Genomic DNA, 26,439 nt, shown 5'->3' with positions numbered 1-26,439 from the left:
CTGGCGATTTGGTCGGGGCTTTTTCTTATTCTCACGAGATGCGCGGTACAGCCACCATTCGTGGAAAACGCGAATAGTGTCCGGAATTTTAATTTTAAGTAAACGGAAATACTCGGAGAACTCACTGCAATTGCATAATAATATAATTAAAACCAGCCAATAGTCTAAATGGCTGGTTCTTCTGTTCTAGACTATGTATTGCGCGGCACTACTGGACAATCTCCAGTCAGATTATGCGTGGAATTCTTTCTCACCTTCCGTCGAAAGTGCCCCCGTGCGGGACAGAGAAGTGCCGCCCCTCTGTGATTAGCAGTATATGCAAGATTGCATAGAGCTATACATGATAATCGTACACTATATATTGGCAATACTTATTTAGAATTAACTAGGTGGTATACTTCATCAGTACAACGAACAAATCTAGCGAAGAAGCGACAAGTGTGAGCCGAAGCAATAAGACTGACAGTGTTCTTCTGACAGGCTTATTGCGTAAGGCCATCACCAAGCGACAAAGCGGTGTTGGAAGTATAGTCTATTTGTTAGGTGCCGACTATATAGTGCGAATTTCATTATGTTATTGCTGTATTGGTAGTGGTCTTTTCGGTGAAAATCCACCAAGCAGTAACTTTCCATGTGGTAGCAATTTCTGAATGATGATTGAAACCACGATTGGAACGACCAATCCAAATGCTGTGAACCCAACAATGCCATATGTGAAATAATCATTTAACAAAATATCGGTAAAGATGTGCAAGTACATAATCGTTAGGGAGTGCTTCTCGATTTTTTGCAGCCATTTCAGTGATAGTTGAGCAGCGATGAGTTGGAATACGCCAACCAATACAAGTGTGAATGAAAGAGGAATGATCAAATCTAAAACGAAATGTTCATAACGCAAAAATTTCATGCTCAAATGATAGTCAATGACATTAAGGTTATCGAGTAAAACCGCCGTTACACTGCCGACCAATCCCGCGAATAACCATCTTCTTGAAACATTCATCCAAATACTCTTCATGTAATAACCGAATGAAAAATAGACGACTGCCATAAGCGCAACATCGATGTTCCAAATCATTGGGATAGTTTGAGACGCAGTATCTGGTGCGCCGCCAATGACGCGCATCGCAAACAAACTTTCAAAATGGGCAATACTATAAAAGATAGCCAAAATAACGATTTGTTTCGCGCGGCTAAAGTATCTCGTCATCCACAAGAAGAACAAATACGTAAAGAAAAGCGTTGTTACAAACCAGAAAACACCGTACGCACCACGTGCAAAACGTCCGCCGACAACAAGTGCCCACAAATCATTTAGATACCACGATAAATCTATATTGCCTGAACCTATTTCTATCCCGTAACGAATCAGCGTAATGCTTATTAGGAAAAACAAATAGGGGACAATCAATTGCATAAAACGTTTGTGAATCGAACGTTTCATTAAGCCCTTTTCCACTACAGGTTTAAAAAACAAGCCACTTAAAATGAAGAAAGCTGGCATGTGAAACCAATAGATATACTTCGCAAGCGGGAAATCAAGTTGTCCCGGATAATGACCAATGACGACAAGAATCATTAAAAATCCTTTGGTGACATCCACCCAAGATAAACGTTTCTTATTCATAATCAAGCTCCTCAAGAAAATTGACGTAAATCGATTGTACAACCTATCGACAGTTGGGAACGCAATGTAACAGAATTGACTTGGGAATGAAAGAAAGATAGAGATTTTCGTGGATATTTCCTTATTTAATTACGGATTACTAATCCTTTTGAATGATTAATGTAATTGGGTGGAGACGCTAGTTATGACTGTTATTTCGCGTGCCTTTAGGAGGCAACCAATTGTATAACGCTGTCGACCAATCATGTCCGAGGGGTGACCGTCAGCTAATCAACCTAGCCAAACTCACTAAAACGGCAATATCCTCCGAAACGTTCTCCTTTTCTTCCTCAACACTTTCATCGTTCTCCTTCTCATCTTCCCATCAATAAACGGATAAATAAGTAATGGGAGTCCGGGTACTAGAGAAACGACTGCAATTGCTAACACACTTTCCCCTCGAGGGAGGAATGAACTACAATTCCTCCTTAAACCTGTCATGAATATTTCGCCGAAAGCGAGCCGGAAATGGACAAGTGAAAAATTAATGAAAGTTACTTTGGCTGGTCTATAATCGTTTACAAAGAAGTCACAGAAGGGGATACTAGTAAGTACTAAATACGTTAATGCCGAAGGACTGTATTTCACTTATGAAAAAACAGCATAAAAAAGAAACGCGTACGCACTTTTTGTTCCGTTACTTCTTCATTTTAGTAGGGGCAACCATGGCTGCCGTGGCCATTGAACTGTTTCTAGTCCCTAATTCGATTATTGACGGCGGCATCATCGGTATTTCACTGATTCTAACTTTTTTAACGGGTATCCCGTTCGGTTTGCTTATTTTGCTCATCAACTTGCCATTCCTTTTCTTTGGCTATAGGTATATCGGGAAGAACTTTTTCATCTCTTCCTCTTTTGCAATTGTTGTGCTTGCGCTTGTGGAAATTCCACTTAAGTCGGTTGAGCCATTTGTGACGGATCCGCTTCTTGCGACTGTCTTCGGAGGGTTACTACTAGGCGCGGGCGTCGGCCTTGTCATTCGTAATGGCGGGGCGCTCGATGGGACTGAGATACTTGGTATTTTATTGACGAAAAAGATTCCTTTTTCTGTCGGCGAATTTGTAATGTTTTTCAATATCTTCATCTTCGGTTGGGCAGGCTTTGTGCTCGGTTGGGAGCAAGCAATGTATTCGATTCTGACGTATTATATCGCTTCGAAAACAATTGATGCCGTTATCCAAGGGTTAGAAGATACAAAAGCGGTGATAATCGTATCGGATGAATACGAGGAACTAGGCAATGCCATCACTAACCGCCTTGGCAGAAGTATTACGAACCTTAAAGGAAGCGGCGGCTATAATAATAATGCCAAAGATGTAATTTACGTCGTTATCACGCGTCTGGAAATAAGTAAATTGAAACAAATTGTCAATGAAGTTGATGCGAAAGCATTTTTAACAATCATGAACACTCAGGAAGCACACGGCGGACAGTTTAAATCGCCGATTCATTGAGGTAATGAAGACAATATTATGGTTAGAAGTAGATAAAAGAAGTGCAGACCTCAATGGGTCCGCACTTCTTTTATTTGTGTTTTGCTCTTTAGTGGAAGTGTCCAACGAAATTAATAAAGTGTCCAACCAACGCCGGGGAGTGTCCAACAAAACTATAGAAGTGTCCAACCAACGCAAAAAAGCCTCCAACAAAATCGATAAAGTGTCCAACATAATCAGTAAACCCTCCAACTAACCCATCACACCCAACAAAAAAACAGCCAAAGTCTAACTTTGGCTGATTCTTATCTACTCCCAATTTGAAAATCCATCTGATAACTCTCGCCATTATTAACCCGAATCACAAGCTTATACGAGGCAGAGGGGGTACAAGGAGAGCTTGGTGTAGCGACAATCTCCTTAGTTTCAACTTTGGAACGCAACGTAATCGGCACTACTTGACTACCCCGAAAACGTTAACGTCAATGATGTCCTTTTTTGAAAGTTGCCGTGTAAACTTAATATGTCACTCCTTATTCAAACTTCATCCCTTGTTCATTCGCTCATCCATTTAGAGCTCTTCTTTTTTGTATGTTCATTCGGATATGCGAATGGTTTGTCGTTGTGTTTAGGTCAAATACCTTTGCTGAGCTAATACATTACACCTATTTTGAAATTTCTGAAAATAAATCAAAGGACGCCCTACTTTCGTCATGGTAAAAGTTGGATATAAGGCTTTGGGGGTGTAGACGTCTATATATCACATTAGGTATGCTTGACCTATAGGTTGTCAGCGTTACCACCTGACTGCTTCTATACATAGGGGCAGCAACCTATAATTCGATTAAAAGGAGGAACTTATGAAGAGAAAAACGTTTATGATCACCTCTGTTTGTACGATTTTGTTAGGAACATCGCCTGTTTTTGCTAGCGGTGAGTTACCCAATAATCCATCGATTGAAAAGCAAGAGAAGCACACTACCTCATCCCAGAAACCACATCCAGTTTTTACATGGAATTCAACCATCATCCCGATTTCTAACACACTTCACCCAAGCTCAGCACGAGGAGCCGGAATGGTGGAAACCCCACTCCAACAAATTGATCAGATTATGAATCAGGCCATTTCGGAAAAAGTAATGCCCGGTGCAGTTACCTTCGTGGCGAGAGGCGGGAAAATTGTGAAGCATGATGCTTACGGTTTTTCAGCCCGATACACGGATGGCTCGCTTACAGAAATGGAAAATCCAATCCCAATGCAGACGGATACAATCTTTGATTTAGCGTCCATTAGTAAGATCTTCACCGCTACGTCCGCGATGATCCTTTTTGAAAAAGGATTATTTGCACTAGATGACCCTGTTGCCAAGCATATTCCGGAATTTGCTGCAAACGGCAAGGAAAACGTAACAATACGCCAGCTGTTGACGCACACCTCGGGGTTCGTCGCGTGGATTCCGTTATATTCGAAGGGGAATTCGAGAGAAGAGCGGCTGCAGCTGGTGCTAAGCCAACCGTTAGCCAACGCTCCGGGTGCGACTTACACTTACAGCGATTTAAACATGATCACATTAGGTGTGTTAATTGAACGACTGTCCGGGATTCGCCAGGATGAGTTCGTGAAGAAGCACATCACAAAACCAATGGGGATGAAGGATACCATGTATAATCCTCCAGCTTCCTTGAAAAATCGGATTGCAGCAACCGAATTCCAGTCAATGCCGCACAGGGATCTTGTTTGGGGAGAGGTTCATGATGAGAATGCATGGTCACTTGATGGTGTTGCTGGACATGCAGGTGTGTTCTCGACTGCGAAGGATCTTGCCATGCTTGCCCACGTTTTCTTGAATAACGGAATATATGGCGGGAAAAAAATCCTGAAGCCTGAAACGGTCCAACTGTTGCTTCAAAATGAGAATGCAGCATTCCCTGGGGATGACCACGGTCTTGGCTGGGAGCTAGGACAGGGATGGTATATGGATGCGCTTTCAGAAGGAACATATTCCTTTGGGCATACTGGTTATACGGGAACATCGATTGTAGTTAGCCCGAACAACAAAACGATTGCGATTTTACTGACCAATCGCGTGCATCCAAGTCGTGCGACTGTGTCGACAAATCAAACGCGGAGACTATTCGTTAGGCAAGTAGCGGATGCGATTCCGGTCTCCATTCCCGGTAAGGATTCAGCATGGTTTGCAGGCTACGGAGATAATGTGAACCGTATGATGGAAGCTGATCTTGCACTAGAAAAGAATGCCAAACTTACTTTTCGTACATGGCATATGCTTGAGAATGAGTCTGATTTTGGCTTTGTAGAAGTACTTAATGATGGCGTATGGGAAAAGCTCGCCTTATTCGCCGGTACAAGCAACGGCTGGGTAAATCAAGAGCTCATTATCCCGATGAAAGCTTCGAAACTACGCTTCAGCTATCAAACCGATTCAACCGTGAATGGACGTGGCTTGTATATTCTAAATCCATTGCTCAATTCAAAGCACAAGCTTTCTTTCACAACTAATGAATGGCAGCTGCGTGACTATTAATAATGAATAGGGAGGCAAAGTATGAGTAAAGTAGTCAAGAAATGTATCGTCTCACTTATTGCATTTGCTTTAGTGTTAACGGGGATTCCACACGCGGGGGCATCGGCTGCTTCGGGCATCAAGGACTTAGTGATTGACCTTAACGTACCGCAAGTCACGAGAGATGTGACGAACAATAAACTTGATTTAAATGGCCTGCATGTATATGAGGATGGCCACTTTATACTAGCATCAGAGAATGTAACCTGGGCGTCTTCTAACAAAAATATTGCCTCTGTTACGCAAGGCGGAGAAGTTAGCCTTTCTGGTCACAATGGAAAAACGTTTATCTCTGTAAGCAATGGCAAATTCAGTGACAGGATCTCCATCCAATACAAAGGAAATCAAGATCAGATTATTGTTGGGAAAGAGAGAGGCGTTCGCTATGACCTTATCGGAAAGGCGATCAAGCAGATGACGATGGAAGAAAAAGTCGGACAAATGCTTATGCCTGACTTTAGAAACTGGAAGGGTCAAAATGTTACGGCAATGAATGCTGAAATTGCGCAACTTGTTAAGGATTATCATCTGGGCGGCGTGATATTATTCCGCGAAAATACAGTGACAGCTGAGCAAACGACGAAGCTAGTTAGTGCTTATCAGGAAGCAACAGAAAAGTATGGTCTTTTGGTTTCAATTGACCAAGAAGGCGGGATTGTAACGCGTCTTCAGACGGGTACAGATTTTCCTGGGAACATGGCGCTAGGGGCGACACAATCCGGAGAGTTAGCAAAAAAGGTCGGCGCGGCCATTGGTAAAGAGCTTAACGCCCAAGGTATTAATATGAACTTTGGACCTTCGTTGGATGTAAACAATAATCCTGATAATCCAGTGATCGGTGTTCGTTCCTTCGGGGAAGACCCTGGGTTAGTTGGAAAATTGGGAAATGCTTATATTAAAGGACTTCATGAAAGTGGAACGGCCGCAACGGCCAAGCATTTTCCGGGTCACGGTGATACGGCAGTTGATTCCCATTTAGGACTTCCGGAAGTACCACATGATATCAATCGTCTGAAAAAGGTAGAATTATATCCGTTCCAGCAGGCAATGGATGCTGGTATTGATGCCGTTATGACGGCACATGTGACCTTCCCGAAAATTGATGATACAAAAGTCATTTCGAAAAAAGATGGAAAAGAAATTGCCCTACCAGCTACACTTTCTCAAAAAGTATTAACGGGTTTGATGCGTGAGCAAATGGGCTTTAAGGGAGTTATTGTTACGGATGCGATGAATATGGGGGCAATCGTTGAGCATTTTGGTGCAGTTGATGCGGCCATCCGCACTGTAAAAGCAGGAACAGATATTGTTCTTATGCCTGTAGGACTTGAGGCAGTAGCTAATGGCCTTTATGATGCAGTTAACAAAGGAGAAATTTCAACCCGAAAAATCGAACAGTCCGTTGAACGAATTCTAACGCTGAAGTTAAATCGAGGCATTGTGAAAGCTGAGGTTGAAAAAAGCGTAGCTAAGAAAATTGCGAAGGCCATTCAAGTGGTAGGCTCAGCTGAACATAAAGCAGTAGAAAGAGAAGCAGCGGCTAAATCGATTACGCTTGTAAAAAATAATGCCGTACTTCCACTAAAAGCAGGCACTGAAGATAAGATCATTGTGGTCGGTTCAAGTGCTGATCTCCTTGCTGCTGAGGTTCAAAAGCACAACAAAAATATAACGATTTTAAATACGGCAACACTCCTTACAGCATCGCAATTGACGCAAGCAAAAGCGGCTGATTATATCATTTTAGGAACCAATACCTCCACGGTGAGCGGAAGAGCGCCAAGTAATGATTTAATGAGGCTGGCAAATCAACTCATCGAACAAACCGATGTGCCAGTCATTGGTGTCGGAATTCGAAATCCATATGATATTATGTCCTACCCGAATGTAGATGCTTATCTGGCTCAGTATGGATTCAGACCAGCAAGCTATGAAGCATCGGTTAACACGATTTTTGGGTTAAATAACCCAATAGGTAAGCTTCCAGTTACTATTTTCGATCAAGATGGCGATGTTTTATACAAGTTTGGACATGGTTTAGGATACTAATCTAGGTTTTTTGCAGGAAAAAATTTTAGCTATTTTATCAACAGTATTTGCTGGTATACACTATATGGAAAGAGGGAGGCGTTTTTTATGAAGAAATGGCTTGCGGGGTTACTTGCGCTTGTTCTAGCACTATCCACTTTTTCAGCAGTATTTGCCAAAGATAATAACAAAGATGATAAAGATAAGAAGGATAAGAAGTTTCGCTTGGGTGTGGAGGTTTTGTTACAGGATCGCATTGATTTGATCAAGGGGAAGCGGGTCGGTTTGATTACCAATCCAACGGGAGTGGATAAAAACGTTACGAGTATCGTAGATTTGTTTTACACTAATCCAAAGGTACAGTTAACAGCTCTTTATGGTCCCGAGCATGGGGTCCGCGGGGACGCGCAGGCTGGGCAATATGTTGAAAAATATATTGATGAAAAGACAGGGGTTCCCGTGTATAGCCTTTATGGGGCCACGAAAAAGCCAACACCTGAAATGCTGAGCAATGTCGATGTGTTGGTATTCGATATTCAGGATGTAGGGGCACGATTTTACACGTATATTTACACAATGGCTCTAGCGATGGAAGCGGCGAAGGAGAATAATATTCCGATTATCGTTCTTGACCGCCCGAATCCGATTAGCGGAACAAAAGTAGAGGGTCCTGTTCTTGAAGATAAGTACTCCTCGTTTGTGGGTGAGTACCCGATTCCTGTGCGCCATGGGATGACGGTTGGGGAATTAGCTCAGCTTTTCAATAAAGAATTCAAGATTGGAGCCGATTTAAAGGTCGTGAAAATGGATGGCTGGAAGCGGAGTATGTATTACGATGAAACGCCATTGGCATTCGTTCTTCCATCACCCAACATGCCAACCTTGGATTCGGCTCTAGTCTACCCAGGTGCGGCATTAATTGAAGGAACGAATGTTTCAGAAGGAAGAGGAACGACGAAGCCGTTTGAGCTAATCGGCGCTCCGTTCATCAATAGCGCAGATTTGGCGGCGAAGTTGAATGCTTACAAACTGCCTGGAGTCACTTTCAGAGCGGCATCGTTTACGCCGACATTCTCGAAGCATGTGAATAAATTGAGCCATGGAGTTCAAATTCATATCACAAATCGAAACGTGTATAAGCCGTTTGAAACCGGGTTATATATTGTGAAAACCATCCATGATATGTATCCAAACGATTTCCAATTCAGAGCGCCGGGTAGCAATGGGATTTCCTTCTTTGATAACCTTGTCGGTAATGGCTCCATTCGGGCCGATATTGAAGCAGGCAAGTCTGTCGAGGAAATGAAAAAATCGTGGCAGTCTGGTCTAGACAAATTTACCCGAGTTCGTGACAAATATTTGTTATATAAATAAGTAATCAAGCGACCTCTTTTGAAAAGGGGTCGCTTTTTGGTGAGCCCGCAATCTGATAGAAACCGGCAGCAAACGGAGTGTCCAACCAAACTATTGAAGTGTCCAACAAAATCGGCGAAGCCTCCAACCAATCCCGTGAAGTGTCCAACGAACGCGGCGAAGTGTCCAACAAACCGTGAAGTGTCCAACAAGCGCGGCGAAGTCTCCAACCAATCCCGTGAAGTGTCCAACAAACGCGGCGAAGTCTCCAACAAAATCGACGAAGTCTCCAACCAATCCCATGAAGCCTCCAACCAAACTATCGAAGTGTCCAACAATCCTGGTGTCGTATATACTAAGAGTCGTGGAGGTGTAGGAATGAAATCATTAATCGATAAAATTGAGCTAGGCTTAGATAATCTATCTGCTGCAGAAAGAAAAGTGGGGGAATATATTATTTTGCATTCGGAGCTAATCCCCAATATGACGACAAAAGAGTTGTCAATAAAGATAGGTGTAAGCGAGGCAAGTGTGATCCGCTTTTGCAAATCGATTGGAATTGGTAGCTTCAAGTCATTTAAACTCGCGCTCGTTAAGGATTTAACGTTAACAGAAATGAACTTAACGGATTTTTCAATTTTGCAGCAGAAGGATACTCCATATGATTCATTTCAAAAGGTCATACAGGTAAATAAATTTGCAATCGAATCTTGTACGAACTCCATGGATAAGAAAGAGTTATTGAAAGCTGTGGATGTCATAAAAGATGCGCAAAAAATTGTTTTTTTTGGTGTAGGCGGATCATCGACTGCAGCACTTGATGCGCACTATAAATTTACTAGGCTGGGGTATCAGTCTATTACCTCTTTGGATTTTCATTATATGCTTACGGTTATTCCGTATTTAAATAAAAATGATGTTTTTGTTGCCATCAGTACATCGGGGAAGACGAGGGATGTATTGGAACTTGCCCAGTTTGCTCAAAAGAAAGAAGCAATTGTAATCGCGATTACGAATCTGGATAAGTCGCCCTTATACAGGACAGCAGATATTAGGCTTTGTACCCCAAATGTAGAACAGGATTTTAGAATTGGAAGCATTCCTTCCAGGATGACGCAGCTGACGGTCATTGATACCTTATATATGAGTATTTTCCATCATGTTGGAGAAAAGGTAATCAAACAATATCAAGAAGCAAGAAGTGAGATGGAGAGTTTACGGAGATGAGGAAACCGACTAGGGGTTTCCTTTTTTTTATATGATGCTCCTGTAAGAAAAGCATACAAGTCAATATTTGCCCTTGTACATTTCCAGACACTCCTTTTCGGTAATCCTGTTGCGACTATCTGTCCGCCGCGTACCTACAACGTTCAAGTAAAAATTGCAGTTGCTTGGAAAATAAGAATAGATGACTTTTCACAGAAGTTATACGTGCCCGAAGATACAATTTCGGGCACGCTTGCACTTTCTACAATGCGTCCCATACTTACTTCTAGCAAAATCACACTTGTCATCATGTGGTATCCAGTAGAAATTAACACTTCCATAAAATAAAAAAAGAAAAACCATAAAGAAGGAGTGAGCCGCCAAAATTGTATCTTTGGCGGTCTTTATCCAGATAAGAAGCCAACTTTTCTTTCATCCCAAAAAGCTTTAGCACCTCGTGTACCTTTTCCTTTGGAGAGCGACGGATAAACGACCACCATACGATTACCGAAAAAAATCAATAGGGATGCGACGAAGTCGCATCCCTATTGATCAAGCTATCCCGGTAATGGTATAACAGTCGTTCAATCTAAAGCGATCCAAAGGCATTTGTACTCGGAGCACCTAGTGTTTGAGTAAGTTGTTTTCTGGTTGTTTTTTTGTTAATCAACACATGTATTTTTTTATTTACTTATGAAACTAAGATTCAGTAATATTTTGAATAATCTTGACATATAGTTTCTTGTGGGTACAATTGGAATATAAAGGACTAGTTTAAGAGGGGCGATAGAATGCTTGAAAAGTTAACGACAGAAAAGAGAAATAACAAGACAATGCAGCTTGATGAAATGTCTGTAAGGGGAATTCTAGAAGCGATGAACCAAGAAGATAGTTCCGTTCCTACTACCATCGCAAATGAGCTTGATCATATTGAAAAAGTTGTTAAATCTGTAATCCAATCGTTTCAAACAGGGGGCCGACTGATTTATGTTGGGGCGGGAACGAGCGGAAGATTAGGGGTTCTTGACGCTGTCGAGTGTGTCCCAACGTTTGGCGTTTCACCTGAAATGGTTCGTGGTTTCATTGCAGGAGGAATGGAAGCATTTACAACCGCGGTTGAAGGTGCCGAGGATAGTGTGAATTTGGGCGCTTCTGATATGGAATCTGCTTTCGTTTGTGATAAGGATACTGTCATCGGAATAGCAGCAAGCGGTAGGACACCATACGTAATAGGTGCTTTAGATTATGCACGTGGAAAAGGTGCGAGAACTGTAGCAATCTCTTGTAATAAAGGTGCTGAAATCAGCAAGCATGCCGAAATGGTAATTGAAGTTGAAACAGGACCGGAGATTTTAACGGGGTCAACAAGATTGAAAGCGGGAACAGCCCAAAAGTTAGTACTGAATATGATTTCTACCGCATCAATGATTGGAATTGGGAAAGTATATGAAAATCTTATGGTCGATGTCCAATCCACTAATGAAAAGTTAACAGAGCGCTCTAAAAGAATCATTATGGAAGCCACTCAAGTTGACTATGAGACTGCCGAGAACTATTACGAAAAAGCGCAGCAGCAGGTAAAAACCGCTATTGTCATGATTTTACTTCAAAGTTCTTACGAAGAAGCGGTTGAAAAGTTGGAACAAACGGGCGGCTTTGTCCGAAAGTCTATATAAAAAAATGAAATGGGGGATTGGGATGAAAAAGGAAGAGCGTATGGCCCAAGATATTTTTGCGAATATCGGCGGTAAGGAAAATATCCAGCGGTTATCTCACTGTATGACTCGTTTGCGCTTGGCATTAAAAGATGATAATAAGGTGAATATTGACACGTTGAAAAAAGTCGATGGCGTAATGGGTGTCATTGAAGATGATACGTTGCAAATCGTAGTGGGGCCGGGGACGGTCAATAAAGTGGCTGCAGAAATGAGCAAAGTCACAGGGCTGTCAATTGGGGAAGAGGCAGACCCGGATGAAAATGACTTAACTTTCAGCGAAAAAGCAGCAAGAAATCAAGCCAATCTTAAGGCGAAGAATAAAACGCCAATAAAAATGCTACTTCGCAGAATTGGTAGTATCTTTATTCCACTAATCCCAGGTCTTGTTGCATCAGGTTTAATTAACGGAGCTGCAAACTTCGCGAAAAACGCGGGTGTGGATCCGACGCAAACCTGGATGCAAATATTGCTTCTTCTTGGAAGCGGCATATTCATGTATCTTGCCATTTTAGTGGGCTGGAATACAGCTAGGGAATTTGGGGGTTCACCAGTACTTGGTGCGATTGCCGGAGCCTTTTTGTTCAACCCCGCGCTTGCAGATATTACAATTTACGGTGAGGCATTAGTGGTCGGTAGAGGTGGCTTATTTGGCGTCATTTTTGCGGCTTGGTTAATGACATGGGTTGAAAAGCGTGTCCGATCTGTTATGCCTGGTTCAATTGATATTATATTTACTCCATTAATTACCGTATTAGCAGTAGGTTTCTTTTCACTCTATGCAGTAGTTCCAGTTGCTGGTGTTCTATCTGATGGAATTACATCTGGAATCAACGTCGTATTGGATGTCGGAGGGGTTGCTGCAGGTGCCGTTCTTGCAGGTTTCTTCCTGCCATTGGTTATGGTTGGACTTCATCACGGTTTGACACCTATTCATCTAGAATTGATCAATACTGTTGGTTACACGGCATTATTACCAATACTAGCAATGGGAGGTGCAGGTCAAGTTGGTGCAGCCATTGCAATTTTTGTGAAAACTAAAAACAAACGATTACGCAACACAATTAAAGGGGCGCTACCAGTAGGTTTCCTCGGAATTGGAGAACCATTGCTTTACGGGGTCACGCTTCCTCTTGGCCGTCCATTCCTTACTGCCTGTATGGGTGCAGCAGTCGGCGGTGCCTTCCAGGCAGTCATGAAAGTAGCTGCATCTGGTATCGGTGTATCTGGTATTTCGTTGATTCCACTTATTGCAGACAATAAATTCTTGTTTTATTTCTTTGGTCTAGTAATTGCCTATACATTCGGATTCCTGTTCACGTACTTGTTTGGATTCAAGGAAGAAATGGCAGACGGGATTTAAAAAAGGGGGCTTGCCTCCTTTTTTTTGTGAAAAGGAAGTATACGTTATTAACATGGAACAAGGTCTAACTCGAGGTGCCTGCAAGGATGCAGGTATGCAGTCGTTGCGACAGGAAGTCGTGATCTTAGACTGCCCTCTTTTTCACTTATGCCTGTCGCGTCTAGGCGGCGCCTTGCGCTTTTCTTACTGTCTAGCTCCAGGCGCCAACCCCTCGGGTCATAAGCCATTTTGCTGTGGGGGCTGAAGTACGCCTCCTCGCAAACCGTCTTATGCCTGTCGGGGCTGGGCGGCGCCTTGCGCTTTTCTTACTGTCTAGCTCCAGGCGCTAACCCCTCGGGACATAAGCCGTTTTGCTGTGGGGGCTGGGCAGCGCCTGCCGCTTTTCTAAAACTCACAAAGGAGCTGATTACATGCTTGGCATTTCTGTTTACCTAGGAACTGATTTGAACGAGGAATTTGAATTGTATTTAAACAAGGTGAGAGCAATCGGTTTTACTTCCATTTTCACATCGCTTCATATCCCTGAGGAGGATCCACAGCTCTATAAAGAACGCCTTCGCAGGCTAGGGGCGGCAGCGAAACAATATAATATGGAGTTAATGGCGGATATTTCGCCAAAGTCACTTGGCCATCTTGGTTTCACATGGGAAAATGCAGCTGGGCTTCTTGAGTGGGGGCTAACGGGGTTACGGGTGGACTATGGTATTTCAGAATCCACAATTGTCAGGTTATCCAAGAATATGAAAGTGGCATTGAATGCAAGTACATTGTCGAAGAATAGTCTTGAAAAAATGAAACAGGCAGGGTTACGCACGGAATCTGTTGAGGCATGGCATAACTTTTACCCGCGACCCGAAACAGGACTGGGTCGTGATGAATTTAGAAAGGTGAATGACTGGCTGAAACAGGAAGGGGTGACCGTGATGGCCTTCATTCCAGGAGATGGACGTTTACGCGGACCACTTTATGAAAGATTGCCAACATTGGAAGACCATCGAAGTATTTCGCCTTTTCCCGCCTTTCTGGACTTAAAGGAAAATGGCTGTGTGGACAAGGTCTTGGTCGGTGATCTTACGCTGACTGAAGAGTCGTTAGAGCAATTTGCTTGTTATCAAAAGGGTGTTTTTTTATTGCGAGCTGAACAGGCAATCCACGACAAATCCCTACTTGAAATAGTAGGAGCCGTGCAGACAAATCGTTTGGATGCTGCTCGGGATTGCATCCGATCGATGGAATCGAGGGAATACGGACTAATTGGAACCCGACCGGTTAAAGCAGTCAATACGGTAGAAAGACCACTTGGTGCGATTACGGTAGATAATGAAAAGTATGAACGCTATCAGGGAGAGATTCAAATTACGAAACGAGATCTCCCAGCCGACGAAAAGGTTAATGTGATTGGCCGAATAAAGGAAAATGATCGGCTATTGCTTCAATATATGCACGGAGGATCTAAGTTTCAAATAAAATGGATGTAATCGGAGAGTGTCCAACCAACACGGTGGGGTCTCCAACAAAATCAATAAAGTGTCCAACCAACGCCGGGGAGTGTCCAACATAATCAGTGAAGTGTCCAAGCAACCGGAGAGTGTCCAACAAACTCGGTGAAGTGTCCAACCATCGCCGGGGAGTGTCCAACATAATCGATAAAGTGACCAACCAACCGGAGAGTGTCCAACAAAATCAATGAAGTGTCCAACCATCGCCGGGGAGTGTCCAACATAATCGATAAAGTGTCCAACCAACCCCGGAGAGTGTCCAACAAAATCAATGAAGTGTGCAACAAATCGTAGAGTGTCCAACATAATTAATGAAGTGTCCAACCAACCCCGTAGAGTGTCCAACCAAATCAATGAAGACTCCAACCAACCCCGGAGACTGTCCAACAGAAGCAGCATAGTGAATGAAATCAGGCTGAAGTACTTCAACCCTATTAAGAAGTTCAAACTCTTCTTTTGACACACTTTTAATAAATTCACTGCTATCTTCAGAAACTAGCTTAACTAGTAATCAATCGTTTTCTTTAGATAAAGTTATCTTCACAAATACCACCCTTGTATATAGGTAGTCACATGCTTCTGTTTCGGATAAAAAGTGGAGCTATTAAGGAAAAGGTAGGAATAAATAATCAGAAGTGACTAATAATAATTCGTTAACTAATATAGAATACCTACTATTTCTATGATAGGATGAAAATAGTAAACTCAGATTATCGTGAAGCGTGTGGTAATTGTATCTAATTACATGTTAAAATGGGTTATATGGAAAAAATTTATTTGGAGGTTGGAAAATGAAGAACAGCACTTATCAAAAACTATTCAGGGCAACACTAGCAACAACAGTAGCAACGGGGGCATTCGTTGCAGCAGTACCTACTTTTGCGCAGGCAGATGTGGCGAAAGACATTACTTTCAAAGACGTTAAAAATACACATCAATTCTATGAAGCTATCAAAAGTTTAACTTCTAGAGGCGTTATCAATGGCTATACAGACGGTACATACAAGCCAAGTCAAGAAATTACCAGGGCGCAAGCGGCTAAAATCATGGCTTTGGCTTTAGATTTAGACACGAAAAATGTAGTAGATCCAGGGTTTAAAGATGTGAAAAAGGATAATCCTTTTTACGGACATATCGCAGCACTCGTAAATGCAGGTGTTATTAGTGGATATGAAGACAAAACATTTAAACCAACAGGTAACCTAACACGTGCTCAAGTCGCTAAAATGATTGTATTAGGGTATAAATTAGAAGAAGAGAAACTCTCAAATCTTCCATTTAAAGATGTTAACGAAAAAATATGGTATGCGAGTTATATTCAAACGGTGTTCTCCAATAAAATCACGTCTGGAACAACTGCAACTACTTTCTCACCTGACGCAATTGTTACACGCGGACAAGTTGCATCTTTCATCTTTAAGAGTGAATTAGCAACTGAAAAGAAAGGTTCAGAAGTAATTAGCATTACTGGCGATAAAGTAGTACTATCTGATGGCACATTTACGTTAGATGCTAGCTTGAAAGCTATATTCAGTGCTGCTAACCTTGATTTCCTTAAAGGTGCAATCGTAAAATACACAGCTAAAGATGGCGTAATTGTAGGCGTTAGTTCAATTGAAATTAAAGCAAGTGGTACTGCTGAAAAAAATCTTGTGATTGATGGACAAGGTTTAGTATTCCCAGGAAATCTTACGATTAATGGAGACTATATTCACTTGAAAAACCTTACAATTAAAGGTGCATTCGAAATTGGTAAAGATGTGAAAAATAGCTTCACTGCTGAAAAAGTTATTGTTGAAGGAACAGCTAAAGTTTCAAACAAAGCTGCATCTACAGCGACAGCTCAAAGTGGCGTTAGTTATTCTGCAGCGGCAACAGCACCAACACCAACTATCATTTTCATCGATGCCACATTTGCTAACGTTGAGGTTACTAAAGACGGCGCAATCATCGAATATAAAGGTAGTTCAAAAGTTAAAGAACTTATCCTATCATCTAATGTTATCCTTAAAGCTGCTGAAGGTATCACGATTCCCAAAGTAACTATTAAAGCGGGAGCTACAAAAGTAACGCTTGATGCAAACGTGGGTAACCTAACGGTTAACTCTGCTGGGAATTTAACTCTTGCAGGTACTGGAAACATTCAAGAAGTAACAATCGAATCCAATAAAGATGTTAAGTTCGAAACTAAAGGGAAAATCGAAAAACTTAGCATCAAATCAAAAGATACGCATATCTCTCTTGGTACTACTAAAGTCGGAGATCTTGTCCTTCCAGCAGGAACAACTGCAAAAGACATCGTTGCAGACTTTGAAGAATCAAAAGGAAACATTGAGAATGTCAGTGGGGTAACAAACCCTGAAGTAACACCTCCAGCAGCTGGTGGCGGTGGCGGAACTGGCGGCGGTGGAGTAGTTACTGGAGAACAATTGTTGAATCAGTTACTTCTTGATCAGCTTGGTGCGGGCAACGCAAGTGGTGATGTGGCAATCTCGTTGTCAGGAAATGCGTTCACGGTAATAATTAAAAAAGAAAGCAGTACACTAGGTCATTTTAGAGTTGCTGCACAACCAGTATTCGATACGATTAAATCTAATACAGTTGTCAAATCTGCTGTAGTAAGCTTCACAGCTGGAAATGAAGAAATTATTATTTCTAATAGCAATGTGGATAATAATCAAGATCTTGGTGAAGTAATTGCAAAAGCATTAGCTAAGGTTAACTTACCAGAAACAACACAATTAAGTGTTTTAAAAGGTAAATCAATTAAATTCCAAGTTACAGGAACGATTGATAATAAAGCATTCAATACGACATATACGTTTAATTTTGTCGGACAGTAATTTCCGGGAATGCATAGTTTGCAAAACTAGGGTCTGTTACGATTCTGAAATATGGTAATTGCATAAAGTATAAAAGAAAGCCGGCCATATTGATAAATGGCCGGCTTTCTTTTCGTTTTTTAACCATAAATAGCTAAATGAATTTGAGAAATACCTTTGTTATTTTTAAACTTGAGGTTTTTCGTTTGTAGCTATACCCAAACCTTTTAATAACTGTAAGGGGTGCTAATTCCACTAGTCGTTATTGTCTGCCAAATCATAGGTGTGTGCAACCAACAATCATAGTCTCTAACGAGCCCTGTGGAGCATCCAACCAACTCCCCAAATCCTCCAACCAACCCAAAAGTCCCAATTAAATATTTTCCAATTGAGGTGTTATCCTCCATTTATGATATAATGGAACCTGTATACATTTAGAAAAAAGCTTGAAATAGAAAAACGCGTATTAATCATAGTCAACTACCCACCACTTAAACGTCAACCTAGGTTGGAGTGGGGGCTTGAGAGAGCCTAAGTTGTCTAGCCTCAGTCTTGTATGACTACGTTGGTTCGGTGATCACACCCTGGGATAATGCTCTAGTCCCTTGCACTGTGTCGGCTCTGTAAAAGCTCTGTTGGGTCGGAGCGGTCAACCGAAATTGGCGACATGTAATGTCGGAAGCCTTACCAACATTGGCGAAGGGTGACAAACTCCAAAAAGGGGAGGGAATACGCTATGCTCGTATTCGTAGTTAATAAGCACGGGGAGGCGCTCATGCCATGCCCGCCGCGGAAAGCAAGAATGTTGCTGAATGAAGGAAAAGCGAAGATTGTCGGTTATCAGCCGTTTAGTATCCAGCTATTGTATGGTTCCAGCGGCTATAAACAGTCAGTAAAAGTAGGCGTGAAACTCGGAGAGAAACATATCGGCATTGCGGTTACGTCCGTTGGCCATGTACTGATGAAAGGTGAAGTTGAATTACGGACTGATGTAAAAAGTCTGATTGAAACACGTAAAATATACCGACGCATTCGTAGACAACGAAAAACAAGATACCGAAAAGCCCGCTTCCTGAATCGAAAGAAGCCAAAAGGCTGGTTGCCGCCGAGTTTGGAAAGTCGAAACGCGAACACTTTTCGTTGGATCAATCGTTTTAGTAGTTTGCTGCCGGGCCCGACACTACATATTGAAATCGGAAAATTCGAAGTACAGAAGTTAATTAATCCAAGCGTGGGGGGCGTTAGTCCGCAATTGAGTAATAGTGAAGGCTATTACAATACCCGCTATTTCGTATTCGCGAGAGACAACTATAGTTGCCAAGTATGTAAAAAGAAAAATAAAGTAGTAAAAACACATCATATTATCTACAAGACAGAAGGCGGCAGCGATCGTGCGGATAACCTGATTACCGTTTGCACCGATTGCCATACGTCTGGCAATCATCGTCCCGGCGAGATCTTTTGGCAGTGGATGCAAAGTGGGAAAAAGCTGAGGTCCTACAAAGAACCGCCTTTTACCAACACGTTGCGAAGCCGCGTTTACGAGCAATATCCGGATGCAATACTTTCATATGGTAGCGAAACGACGCCTCATCGAAAATTGATAGGGTTAGAAAAGTCGCTTGTCAATGAAGCCATTGCGATAACGGGGATACCAGCCATTATGAAAATGACTGAAACTACTTTCATGGCGAAACAATTCCGCAAGAAAAAGCGAAGCCTGCATGAAGCGACCGCACGTAAAGGACGGAAGCTGTCGAACACAAAAAGCAGACGTAACGCGAAGAACACCAGAGCATCCAGAGGATTCTTTCTGAATGATGAAGTTCGAACAATTTGCGGGAACATCGGCTACATCAGTGGCTTTACAGGGAAAAACGCCTGCTATGTCAAGTCGATTACTGGCGAGTACATCGTTATTTCGGAAAAAAAACATAAACAACAACCGCTCAAGGGACTTGTAAGGCGAAGTCATCAAGGGAATTGGCGCTATCAACTACTACATAATGCGTAAGGGCAACAGTTCCTCAGTAAGGAGTTAGTTGAATTAAAGAGACGACAGAGACTGGGCCAACCCGGTCCCTGTCAACTGAACAACCATGAATTAATTCAAAGTGTCGAATAGTGTCTGTTTAGGTACTCCAAGTTCTATCTTTCTGTTAAACTGGTGAACGGGACGATAGAAAAGGAGAAGTTCATGAAGAAACTTAAGATTTTCTTACTAATACTACTAATTATACTCTTAGCCACTGCAGGTACTCTACTCTATTTCTTTAAATTCAAAGAGTATGATGTAGCGGATGAAGAAGTGGCACAAATCATTGAAGACCCGTATACGATTGAAATGCCAGACGGAACGACGATTACAGTGGATGCCAATGGAGATGTTGTCGATTTAGACGACAATGCTTCAGCTCCGGTAACTGAGGGAACTTCAACTGAAGGAACCGCTACAGACGGCAGCAAAAGGGAAGGAATGACTTCAGGCAATAAAGTCCCTAGCCCAACGACGAGCGATAGCAACACCAACACCATCGAACCAAGTCGGAAACCGACAGTCGGTTCAATTAAAAAGAAGTATGTCCCGGTGCTTGAAAATCTCCAGTCACAGGCTGACAACAAGCTGAATTCATTGGTCAGTCATGCGAAGAAAGAGTACGACGATAAGAAAACGAATGGGGAAAGCATCAGCTACAGTTATTTTTACACTAAATACGTAGGTACTGCAAACGAGCTTGAAGCACTTACTGATGTAGTATTTGTAGGCGTCATCAACGCAGTGGAGAAGGATCTAGTAGCAAACGGCTACGATAAATCCTATTCGCAAAACTTAGTTGATGATTATAATGCGAAGAAAAAAGCACGTAAAGACAGTCTTCTGAACAAGGTAATGGGTCTGTAAATTAGAAAAGCAAGAGTCGCGTTTCAGCGAACTCTTGCTTTTTTCTTGGCCATTTTCGGTTTTACCAGTAGAAGCAAACGTAAAATGACAAGAAACGTCACCGCTCCAGCCGCATCAAGAATGACGTCTTGCAACGCTGGAGTCCGTCCACCCGTCAATGACTGGTGATACTCATCCGCGATAGCCAGTAGAACTGTGATCCAAGTGGCCGTCAATAGTCGAAATGTATGTTTAGGCAGTATCGAATAGATTGCGACGGCAAGGACGCCGAAAATGACAAAATGTGCGCTTTTTCGTAGAAGGAATTCAACGAAGTGATAATAACCTCGTTCCTCAACAGAAATCGTTTTACCCCAATACGGTACATGCACCTTTGCAAGTGATGATTCTAGTGGCTCACCCGGAAGCCATTTCTCAAGTGTTGGGATGAGCGACTGCTGTTCATAGGTTTGCCCGGATGAAATGAATAGAATGCTAAGTAGAATGATCAGAACGATTAGTTTTTTCATATGGGAATTGTACCATATGAGATGCCAAAAAACATTCATAAGAGATAGAATCTTCCATAAAACAGTCGTTCAAGTCAAGACTCCAGCGCCGAGCTGGGATTACACTTCATCCCTCTTAACTGCCGGGTCTGAACGGGTGTTTACGTTATTTCGCAGATTTATCATCCACAAAATACGCAATAAGGGCGTCCGACCACGCTATGATGCCACTCTCAGTAGGCATCCGTGCTCCATCAATATACGTCAGTAACTCATCAGAACCCGTGTCGGGCCAATTAGGCCAGTGATTGATGTAGGGAATACCGCGCGCTGATGTGAACGTTTCAAGTGCTTGGATTTGTGTCAAATAATAACTTGCGCGGTAAATTGGTTGGGGCGGAGTAACAAGGAACGATACATCCTCTACATAACTCTCCGCTAGCGCCTTCACGGCAAGCAAATGCTGGCGCTCGTTTTCAATAACCACTTCACCATTGTTGTGCAACGTGAATGGCTCGTACAAGACGATGTCGTAGCCCACTTCCCAGTCAATTTCCCCGGCTTCCAGCTTCTCCGCGACAAAACGAGTAGACGTCATATCGAACGTTGCCACATCTACGCCCATCAAACCGGCATACCTGTCACCTATCACGGTCGCAAATCGCTCCGCTGCACCTGCCATCGCCTCGGAACCGATAATGAGCATCTGGACATGCTCCCCGGCTTCCGCGCGGGAAATAATCACCTCAAGCGTTTTGTTATCTAACGAAGCGCCTATCTTCAAGAGGTCAGTTGTGCTCATGTACTGAACGGGAGATGACTTTTTAACTGGCGTCTCATTATCAACAAAAGGTCCCTGGTGGATTTCAATATTCTGAGCAGGTTGACCCCCTGCATTCTGGACATTCTCTTGCTAAGTCGAGGCGCTGAACCAAAGCAGACTTACACAGACGATCGATAGTATAATTAGGGATATAGATTGTGTCTTCATACCTGCACCTCTTTACTGCGTTTTAGAATAGGTACAATATACAATAAATCTGTGAATAATTGTTACAAAAGGAATTCTCGTTATGATATACTAAATCGAAGTTCAACAATGTAATTGTAAAGGGGAAACTGGCATCTATGGAAGAAACGATTAGTTTACAAGATTTAGTAAAGACTTTAAAGAAACGGCTTATATTGATCATCAGTGCGGTCATTCTTGCGGTAACGATTGCCGGAGTCGTCAGCTACCTCTATTTAACACCGATTTATCAAGTATCAACACAAATCCTTGTCAATCAAGAGAAAAGTGAACAACAACAATTCAACGCGCAGGACATTCAAACGAATCTTCAACTCATCAATACATATTACGTCATCATTAAAAGTCCAGCAATCCTTTCGAAAGTAATCGATAGTCTGGATCTGAATACGACCCCTGCTGGACTCAGCTCAAAAATCACAGTGAATAGTGCGCAAAACTCCCAAGTTTTAAACATCAGTGTACAAGATCCCGAGCCTCACGTTGCAGTGGATATTGCCAATACAACGGCTGAGGTGTTCCAACAAGAAATCCAAAAGCTGATGAATGTCGATAACGTCAATATCTTATCGCCGGCAGTGCTTTCGAAGTACCCGTCACCCATTAAGCCGGATCCAATGTTGAACATGGCGATTGCTGCGGTAATCGGTTTGATGCTCGGAGTCGGGATTGCATTCCTACTTGAGTATTTAGATACAACAGTGAAAACGGAGCAAGACGCTGAAGAATTGCTCGGCTTGCCGATACTCGGCTTAATTGGCAAGATTTCAGAAATAGATGTACAGGGTGCAAAAGACTCCGTAAAAAGCAGAAGGAAGAAGGGGTGACCAACATGTTCAAAAAGAAAAAGAAGATTGTACAAGCGGTTGCGCGTAAACTGGTGACCCATGTGAATCCGAAATCAATCGTTTCGGAGCAATTCCGCACAATCCGGACTAACATCAACTTCTCCATGCCTGATAAGGATATCAAAACATTGCTGTTCACATCATCTACTCCGGGAGAAGGTAAATCGACGAGTGCGTCAAACGTCGCCGTTGTCTTTGCGCAGGAAGGGAAGAAAGTGTTACTCATCGATGCGGATATGCGGAAACCGACGATGCATTACACATTCCACACGACAAACTCGACAGGACTCTCCAACTTATTAACGAGAAAGTTGGAATTACAGGACGTCGTCATCAAAACAGAAATTGAGGGTCTTCATCTTGTTACATGCGGACCGATTCCGCCGAATCCAGCAGAATTACTCGCCTCGAAAACGATGGATGCCTTGATTGAAGAACTAATTGCAGGCTATGACATCGTTATCTTTGATGCACCACCCATTCTATCTGTGACGGATGCGCAGATTTTGTCGAATAAATGCGATGGCACAATCCTTGTGCTTAGCTCAGGATCGACAGAGAAAGCTAGCGTTGTCAAAGCGAAAGAGGCATTGGTGTCATCTAAAGCCAATATTCTTGGGACTTTACTGAACAATTTCGTTCTTGAAAAAGATCATTACTATTACCAATATTATGGAACAGGAGAGTAAAGGACAGTTCTGTCTTTTCACTCTCTTTCTTTACGGATGAAAGAGGAGAATTTTATGATTGATATGCATTGCCACATTCTTTTTGGGGTCGACGACGGTCCGAAAACGATTGAAGACACGTTACGAATACTAGAACAAGCGGCACAAGAAGGAATTACCGACATGATTGCAACACCGCATGCATTTAGCCCACACTTCCATGTGCCACGTAATGAAATTGAAGGTCAAATCGAATTGCTGAAAGATGTTGTCCAGGCGGCGAAAAATCCTATCACCCTTCATACAGGACAAGAAGTCCGTCTGTGTGAGAATCTTGTCGAAAAACTGCTAATGGGTGATGCATTAACTCTTGCTAACTCACGCTATCTCCTACTGGAACTTCCAACGCAATCTGTTCCTGCCTATACTATCAATATTATACAGTCATTACTGGAAGAAGGAATTATTCCTATAATCGCTCACCCCGAACGCAACCGAGCCATCGCAGAAAAGCCCGAACGACTAGAGCGGCTCGTCAGGCACGGTGCACTTGCACAAATCACAGCCGGCAGTGTAGCCGGCCACTTTGGGAAGAATATTCAAAAGCTGTCACTTCAACTGATTGAAGCGAACTTGATTCATACATATGGGTCAGACGTGCATAATGTAATGACAAGACCAGCCCTTTTCGAAAAAGGACTCAATTATTTGGAAAAGAAGAAGCTACAGGACATTGCAGATATACTGCTAGAAAACAACGAACGTATTTTACGAGATGAATACTTTGAACTATTAGAACCAGAAACACCGATTCTAAGAAAGTGGTGGCAATTAATTGGATGAAGTGCTACTATTGGACTGGGATATTAAATAATAAATGATAATTATTGTATCTTTGGTTAAAAGGTACTGCTATAATGGAAGTATTCGAACAATTTGATGGAAGGAGAGTAAGAAGATGTCAATAAAAAAGAGAATGACATACTTGTCGATTGCGGACTCCTTCATAGTGCTGTTTTCCATCTATATTGGTTATTTCATCTTGCATCCGTATATCAACGTATTTACAAATGAAATGCTACTGATTAGTGCCATTACCATTCAAATTGCCCATCACTTCTTCGCGTGGCGTTTTGGTCTGTATCGTAAGGCATGGGCCTATGCGTCCATAGGTGAATTGAAATCGATTTTCCAGGCGGTCACATTAACGATTGCCGTCGTCGCAGCTGTCCAATTCACCCTTACACAGGATGTCTATATACGGGCACTTGCCCTCACATGGATGTTACATATTTTGATTCTGGGTGGCTCGAGATTGTCATGGCGGATCATGCGGGATACGATCAATTACCGGGAGGACAAAGAGGCCAAACGGACGATGATTGTTGGGGCTGGACAAGCCGGGAGTATGATTGTACGTCAAGTCCTTCAAAACGCTGATTCTGGTATGAAACCGGTGTTGTTTGTAGACGATGACGCTACGAAACAAGGACTCGAAATTTTTGATGTGAAAGTAGTCGGCGGCACGAAACAAATCCCTTATTTCGTTAAGGATAATAACATCGAAAAAATCGTTATTGCCATTCCATCCATGGATAAACAACAAATGGCCGACTTGATGAAATTATGTATTGAAACGGGTGTCCAAACACAAACGATTCCACGAATTGAAGATTTAATGACGGGAAAAGTATCTGTTAATGATATGCAAGATGTAAGAATAGAAGATTTGTTAGGTCGCGATGAAGTCCAACTCGATTTAAAAGCAATCGCAGACAAGCTAACGGGTAAAACGATACTGGTTACGGGCGCAGGTGGTTCCATTGGATCAGAAATTTGTCGACAAGTGAGTGAATTTAGACCGAGTCGCTTAATTTTGTTAGGTCATGGTGAAAGTTCTATCTATAACATAGACATGGAATTACGCCAAAAGGTTTCAACAGATATAGAAATCGTTCCGATTATCGCAGACGTTCAAGACCGGATGCGTATTTTTGATATTGTCAGTGAGTATAAGCCGGATGTTATGTACCATGCAGCTGCGCATAAGCACGTACCTTTAATGGAAGCCAATCCGATGGAAGCTGTTAAAAACAATATCTTCGGTACGAAGAATGTTGCAGAAGCAGCAGATACATTCGGCGTTCCATACTTCGTCATGGTTTCAACGGATAAAGCCGTCAATCCACCGAATATCATGGGTGCGACGAAGCGCTTTGCTGAAATGATTGTCCAGAATCTTGCGAAAGATAGCGTGACGAAATTTGCGGCTGTGCGGTTTGGGAATGTGCTGGGATCTAGAGGCAGTGTGGTTCCGTTGTTTAAGCAACAGATTGCTAAGGGTGGTCCGATTACGGTTACGGATCCCGAGATGACTCGATACTTTATGACGATTCCGGAAGCTTCACGGCTAGTGATTCAGGCAGGGACTTTGGCTGCTGGCGGTGAGGTGTTTGTCCTTGATATGGGAGAGCCAGTGAAGATTGTGGATCTGGCGAAGAACCTGATTAGGCTGTCGGGGTATAGTGAAGGTGAGATTGGGATTGAGTATTCGGGGATACGACCTGGGGAGAAGTTGTTTGAAGAGTTATTGAATGAGAATGAACGGCAGAGTGAGTATGTATTTCCGAAGATATTTGTTGGGAAGGCGGAGCCGGTTGGTAAGATTGAGATGGAGAGTGTGTTAGGAAACTTACTTGATATGAATGATGGAGAATTGAAAGATATATTGGTGGGACTTGCTAATCGGAAGGTTGCTAGTGTTGCTAAGGAAGTTACGACTGCTTAAGGAAAGCTAAGGGTGTTAAGTATTGACACAATTTACGCCTTTCGT

Annotated in this window: 19 protein-coding genes; 15 read left to right on the top strand and 4 right to left on the bottom strand. The window is 42.5% G+C overall.

The genetic code is table 11. The annotated features are described in order from the left end of the window. Positions 1-574: 574 nt before the first annotated feature. Positions 575-1,627 (bottom strand): acyltransferase family protein, encoded by a 1,053-nt coding sequence (locus H2672_RS00175; protein ID WP_186667767.1) that lies wholly within the window; start codon positions 1,625-1,627, stop codon positions 575-577. Positions 1,628-2,256: 629 nt separating this feature from the next. On the opposite strand from H2672_RS00175, the gene H2672_RS00170 reads away from it, so the two are divergent. The 4 genes from H2672_RS00170 to H2672_RS00155 all read left to right on the top strand — a co-directional run bounded on the left by H2672_RS00170 (position 2,257) and on the right by H2672_RS00155 (position 9,086). Continuing rightward, complete coding sequence (locus H2672_RS00170; RefSeq protein ID WP_186667764.1) at positions 2,257-3,120, top strand: YitT family protein; 864 nt, start codon at positions 2,257-2,259, stop codon at positions 3,118-3,120. Between the two features lie 839 nt (positions 3,121-3,959). Continuing rightward, positions 3,960-5,645 carry a serine hydrolase domain-containing protein gene (locus H2672_RS00165; protein ID WP_186667762.1) on the top strand — a complete coding sequence of 562 codons (1,686 nt, stop codon included), beginning with the start codon at positions 3,960-3,962 and terminating at the stop codon, positions 5,643-5,645. 21 nt (positions 5,646-5,666) lie between these two features. Beyond that, entirely contained in the window at positions 5,667-7,733 is a 2,067-nt protein-coding gene (locus tag H2672_RS00160; RefSeq protein WP_186667760.1) for a glycoside hydrolase family 3 protein, read from the top strand. A gap of 87 nt (positions 7,734-7,820) precedes the next feature. Beyond that, on the top strand, positions 7,821-9,086 hold the full coding sequence (locus H2672_RS00155) for an exo-beta-N-acetylmuramidase NamZ family protein (RefSeq protein WP_186667759.1): 1,266 nt from the start codon (positions 7,821-7,823) through the stop codon (positions 9,084-9,086). Positions 9,087-9,176: 90 nt separating this feature from the next. Here the strand turns inward: H2672_RS00155 and H2672_RS00150 are convergent, their stop codons facing one another. Then, entirely contained in the window at positions 9,177-9,368 is a 192-nt protein-coding gene (locus tag H2672_RS00150) for a hypothetical protein (RefSeq protein WP_186667757.1), read from the bottom strand. A gap of 75 nt (positions 9,369-9,443) precedes the next feature. Between H2672_RS00150 and H2672_RS00145 the strand changes: the two genes are divergently transcribed. From H2672_RS00145 to H2672_RS00115, 7 genes are all read left to right on the top strand, one after another. Beyond that, a complete protein-coding gene (locus tag H2672_RS00145) occupies positions 9,444-10,292 on the top strand; it encodes a MurR/RpiR family transcriptional regulator (protein ID WP_186667755.1) in 849 nt (282 codons plus the stop codon). A 770-nt stretch (positions 10,293-11,062) separates the two neighbouring features. Beyond that, positions 11,063-11,947 (top strand): N-acetylmuramic acid 6-phosphate etherase, encoded by an 885-nt coding sequence (gene murQ / locus H2672_RS00140; RefSeq protein WP_186667753.1) that lies wholly within the window; start codon positions 11,063-11,065, stop codon positions 11,945-11,947. A 22-nt stretch (positions 11,948-11,969) separates the two neighbouring features. After that, positions 11,970-13,349: a PTS transporter subunit EIIC gene (locus H2672_RS00135; protein ID WP_186667751.1), complete on the top strand. Its 1,380-nt coding sequence runs from the start codon at positions 11,970-11,972 to the stop codon at positions 13,347-13,349. Between the two features lie 410 nt (positions 13,350-13,759). Next, positions 13,760-14,827, top strand: coding sequence for a DUF871 domain-containing protein (locus H2672_RS00130; RefSeq protein ID WP_186667749.1), 1,068 nt, complete (start codon positions 13,760-13,762; stop codon positions 14,825-14,827). An 812-nt stretch (positions 14,828-15,639) separates the two neighbouring features. Continuing rightward, complete coding sequence (locus H2672_RS00125; protein WP_186667747.1) at positions 15,640-17,691, top strand: S-layer homology domain-containing protein; 2,052 nt, start codon at positions 15,640-15,642, stop codon at positions 17,689-17,691. Positions 17,692-18,406: 715 nt separating this feature from the next. Then, the gene (gene iscB / locus H2672_RS00120) at positions 18,407-19,684 is read left to right on the top strand and encodes an RNA-guided endonuclease IscB (protein WP_186667745.1); all 1,278 of its coding nucleotides are present in this window, start codon (positions 18,407-18,409) and stop codon (positions 19,682-19,684) included. A gap of 183 nt (positions 19,685-19,867) precedes the next feature. Then, positions 19,868-20,572 (top strand): hypothetical protein, encoded by a 705-nt coding sequence (locus tag H2672_RS00115; protein ID WP_186667743.1) that lies wholly within the window; start codon positions 19,868-19,870, stop codon positions 20,570-20,572. Between the two features lie 23 nt (positions 20,573-20,595). On the opposite strand, the gene H2672_RS00110 is transcribed toward H2672_RS00115, so the two are convergent. Then, positions 20,596-21,081, bottom strand: coding sequence for a VanZ family protein (locus tag H2672_RS00110; RefSeq protein WP_186667741.1), 486 nt, complete (start codon positions 21,079-21,081; stop codon positions 20,596-20,598). 145 nt (positions 21,082-21,226) lie between these two features. Next, positions 21,227-21,766, bottom strand: coding sequence for a hypothetical protein (locus H2672_RS00105; RefSeq protein WP_186667739.1), 540 nt, complete (start codon positions 21,764-21,766; stop codon positions 21,227-21,229). A gap of 422 nt (positions 21,767-22,188) precedes the next feature. On the opposite strand from H2672_RS00105, the gene H2672_RS00100 reads away from it, so the two are divergent. From H2672_RS00100 to H2672_RS00085, 4 genes are all read left to right on the top strand, one after another. Next, positions 22,189-22,917 (top strand): YveK family protein, encoded by a 729-nt coding sequence (locus H2672_RS00100; RefSeq protein WP_186667737.1) that lies wholly within the window; start codon positions 22,189-22,191, stop codon positions 22,915-22,917. 5 nt (positions 22,918-22,922) lie between these two features. Continuing rightward, positions 22,923-23,627 (top strand): CpsD/CapB family tyrosine-protein kinase, encoded by a 705-nt coding sequence (locus tag H2672_RS00095; protein ID WP_186667735.1) that lies wholly within the window; start codon positions 22,923-22,925, stop codon positions 23,625-23,627. Positions 23,628-23,681: 54 nt separating this feature from the next. Continuing rightward, entirely contained in the window at positions 23,682-24,449 is a 768-nt protein-coding gene (locus H2672_RS00090) for a tyrosine-protein phosphatase (RefSeq protein ID WP_186667733.1), read from the top strand. Between the two features lie 115 nt (positions 24,450-24,564). After that, positions 24,565-26,394 (top strand): polysaccharide biosynthesis protein, encoded by a 1,830-nt coding sequence (locus H2672_RS00085; RefSeq protein WP_186667731.1) that lies wholly within the window; start codon positions 24,565-24,567, stop codon positions 26,392-26,394. Positions 26,395-26,439: the final 45 nt, after the last annotated feature.

This window comes from Sporosarcina sp. BP05, assembly GCF_014282005.1.
Taxonomy (GTDB): domain Bacteria; phylum Bacillota; class Bacilli; order Bacillales_A; family Planococcaceae; genus Sporosarcina.
The sequence above is the reverse complement of the archived record's forward strand: the minus strand, read 5'-3'. Positions and strand labels throughout refer to the sequence as shown.

Bases quoted from the DNA above. Each gene is read 5' to 3' on its own strand.
- H2672_RS00090 (WP_186667733.1), top strand. From the start codon at position 23,682: ATGATTGATATGCATTGCCACATTCTTTTTGGGGTCGACGACGGTCCG.
- H2672_RS00130 (WP_186667749.1), top strand. From the start codon at position 13,760: ATGCTTGGCATTTCTGTTTACCTAGGAACTGATTTGAACGAGGAATTT.
- H2672_RS00085 (WP_186667731.1), top strand. From the start codon at position 24,565: ATGTCAATAAAAAAGAGAATGACATACTTGTCGATTGCGGACTCCTTC.
- H2672_RS00165 (WP_186667762.1), top strand. From the start codon at position 3,960: ATGAAGAGAAAAACGTTTATGATCACCTCTGTTTGTACGATTTTGTTA.
- H2672_RS00170 (WP_186667764.1), top strand. From the start codon at position 2,257: ATGAAAAAACAGCATAAAAAAGAAACGCGTACGCACTTTTTGTTCCGT.
- H2672_RS00125 (WP_186667747.1), top strand. From the start codon at position 15,640: ATGAAGAACAGCACTTATCAAAAACTATTCAGGGCAACACTAGCAACA.
- H2672_RS00175 (WP_186667767.1), bottom strand. From the start codon at position 1,627: ATGAATAAGAAACGTTTATCTTGGGTGGATGTCACCAAAGGATTTTTA.
- H2672_RS00095 (WP_186667735.1), top strand. From the start codon at position 22,923: ATGTTCAAAAAGAAAAAGAAGATTGTACAAGCGGTTGCGCGTAAACTG.
- H2672_RS00160 (WP_186667760.1), top strand. From the start codon at position 5,667: ATGAGTAAAGTAGTCAAGAAATGTATCGTCTCACTTATTGCATTTGCT.
- H2672_RS00145 (WP_186667755.1), top strand. From the start codon at position 9,444: ATGAAATCATTAATCGATAAAATTGAGCTAGGCTTAGATAATCTATCT.
- H2672_RS00105 (WP_186667739.1), bottom strand. From the start codon at position 21,766: ATGCTCATTATCGGTTCCGAGGCGATGGCAGGTGCAGCGGAGCGATTT.
- H2672_RS00155 (WP_186667759.1), top strand. From the start codon at position 7,821: ATGAAGAAATGGCTTGCGGGGTTACTTGCGCTTGTTCTAGCACTATCC.
- iscB (WP_186667745.1), top strand. From the start codon at position 18,407: ATGCTCGTATTCGTAGTTAATAAGCACGGGGAGGCGCTCATGCCATGC.
- murQ (WP_186667753.1), top strand. From the start codon at position 11,063: ATGCTTGAAAAGTTAACGACAGAAAAGAGAAATAACAAGACAATGCAG.
- H2672_RS00115 (WP_186667743.1), top strand. From the start codon at position 19,868: ATGAAGAAACTTAAGATTTTCTTACTAATACTACTAATTATACTCTTA.
- H2672_RS00150 (WP_186667757.1), bottom strand. From the start codon at position 9,368: ATGGGATTGGTTGGAGACTTCGTCGATTTTGTTGGAGACTTCGCCGCG.
- H2672_RS00135 (WP_186667751.1), top strand. From the start codon at position 11,970: ATGAAAAAGGAAGAGCGTATGGCCCAAGATATTTTTGCGAATATCGGC.
- H2672_RS00100 (WP_186667737.1), top strand. From the start codon at position 22,189: ATGGAAGAAACGATTAGTTTACAAGATTTAGTAAAGACTTTAAAGAAA.
- H2672_RS00110 (WP_186667741.1), bottom strand. From the start codon at position 21,081: ATGAAAAAACTAATCGTTCTGATCATTCTACTTAGCATTCTATTCATT.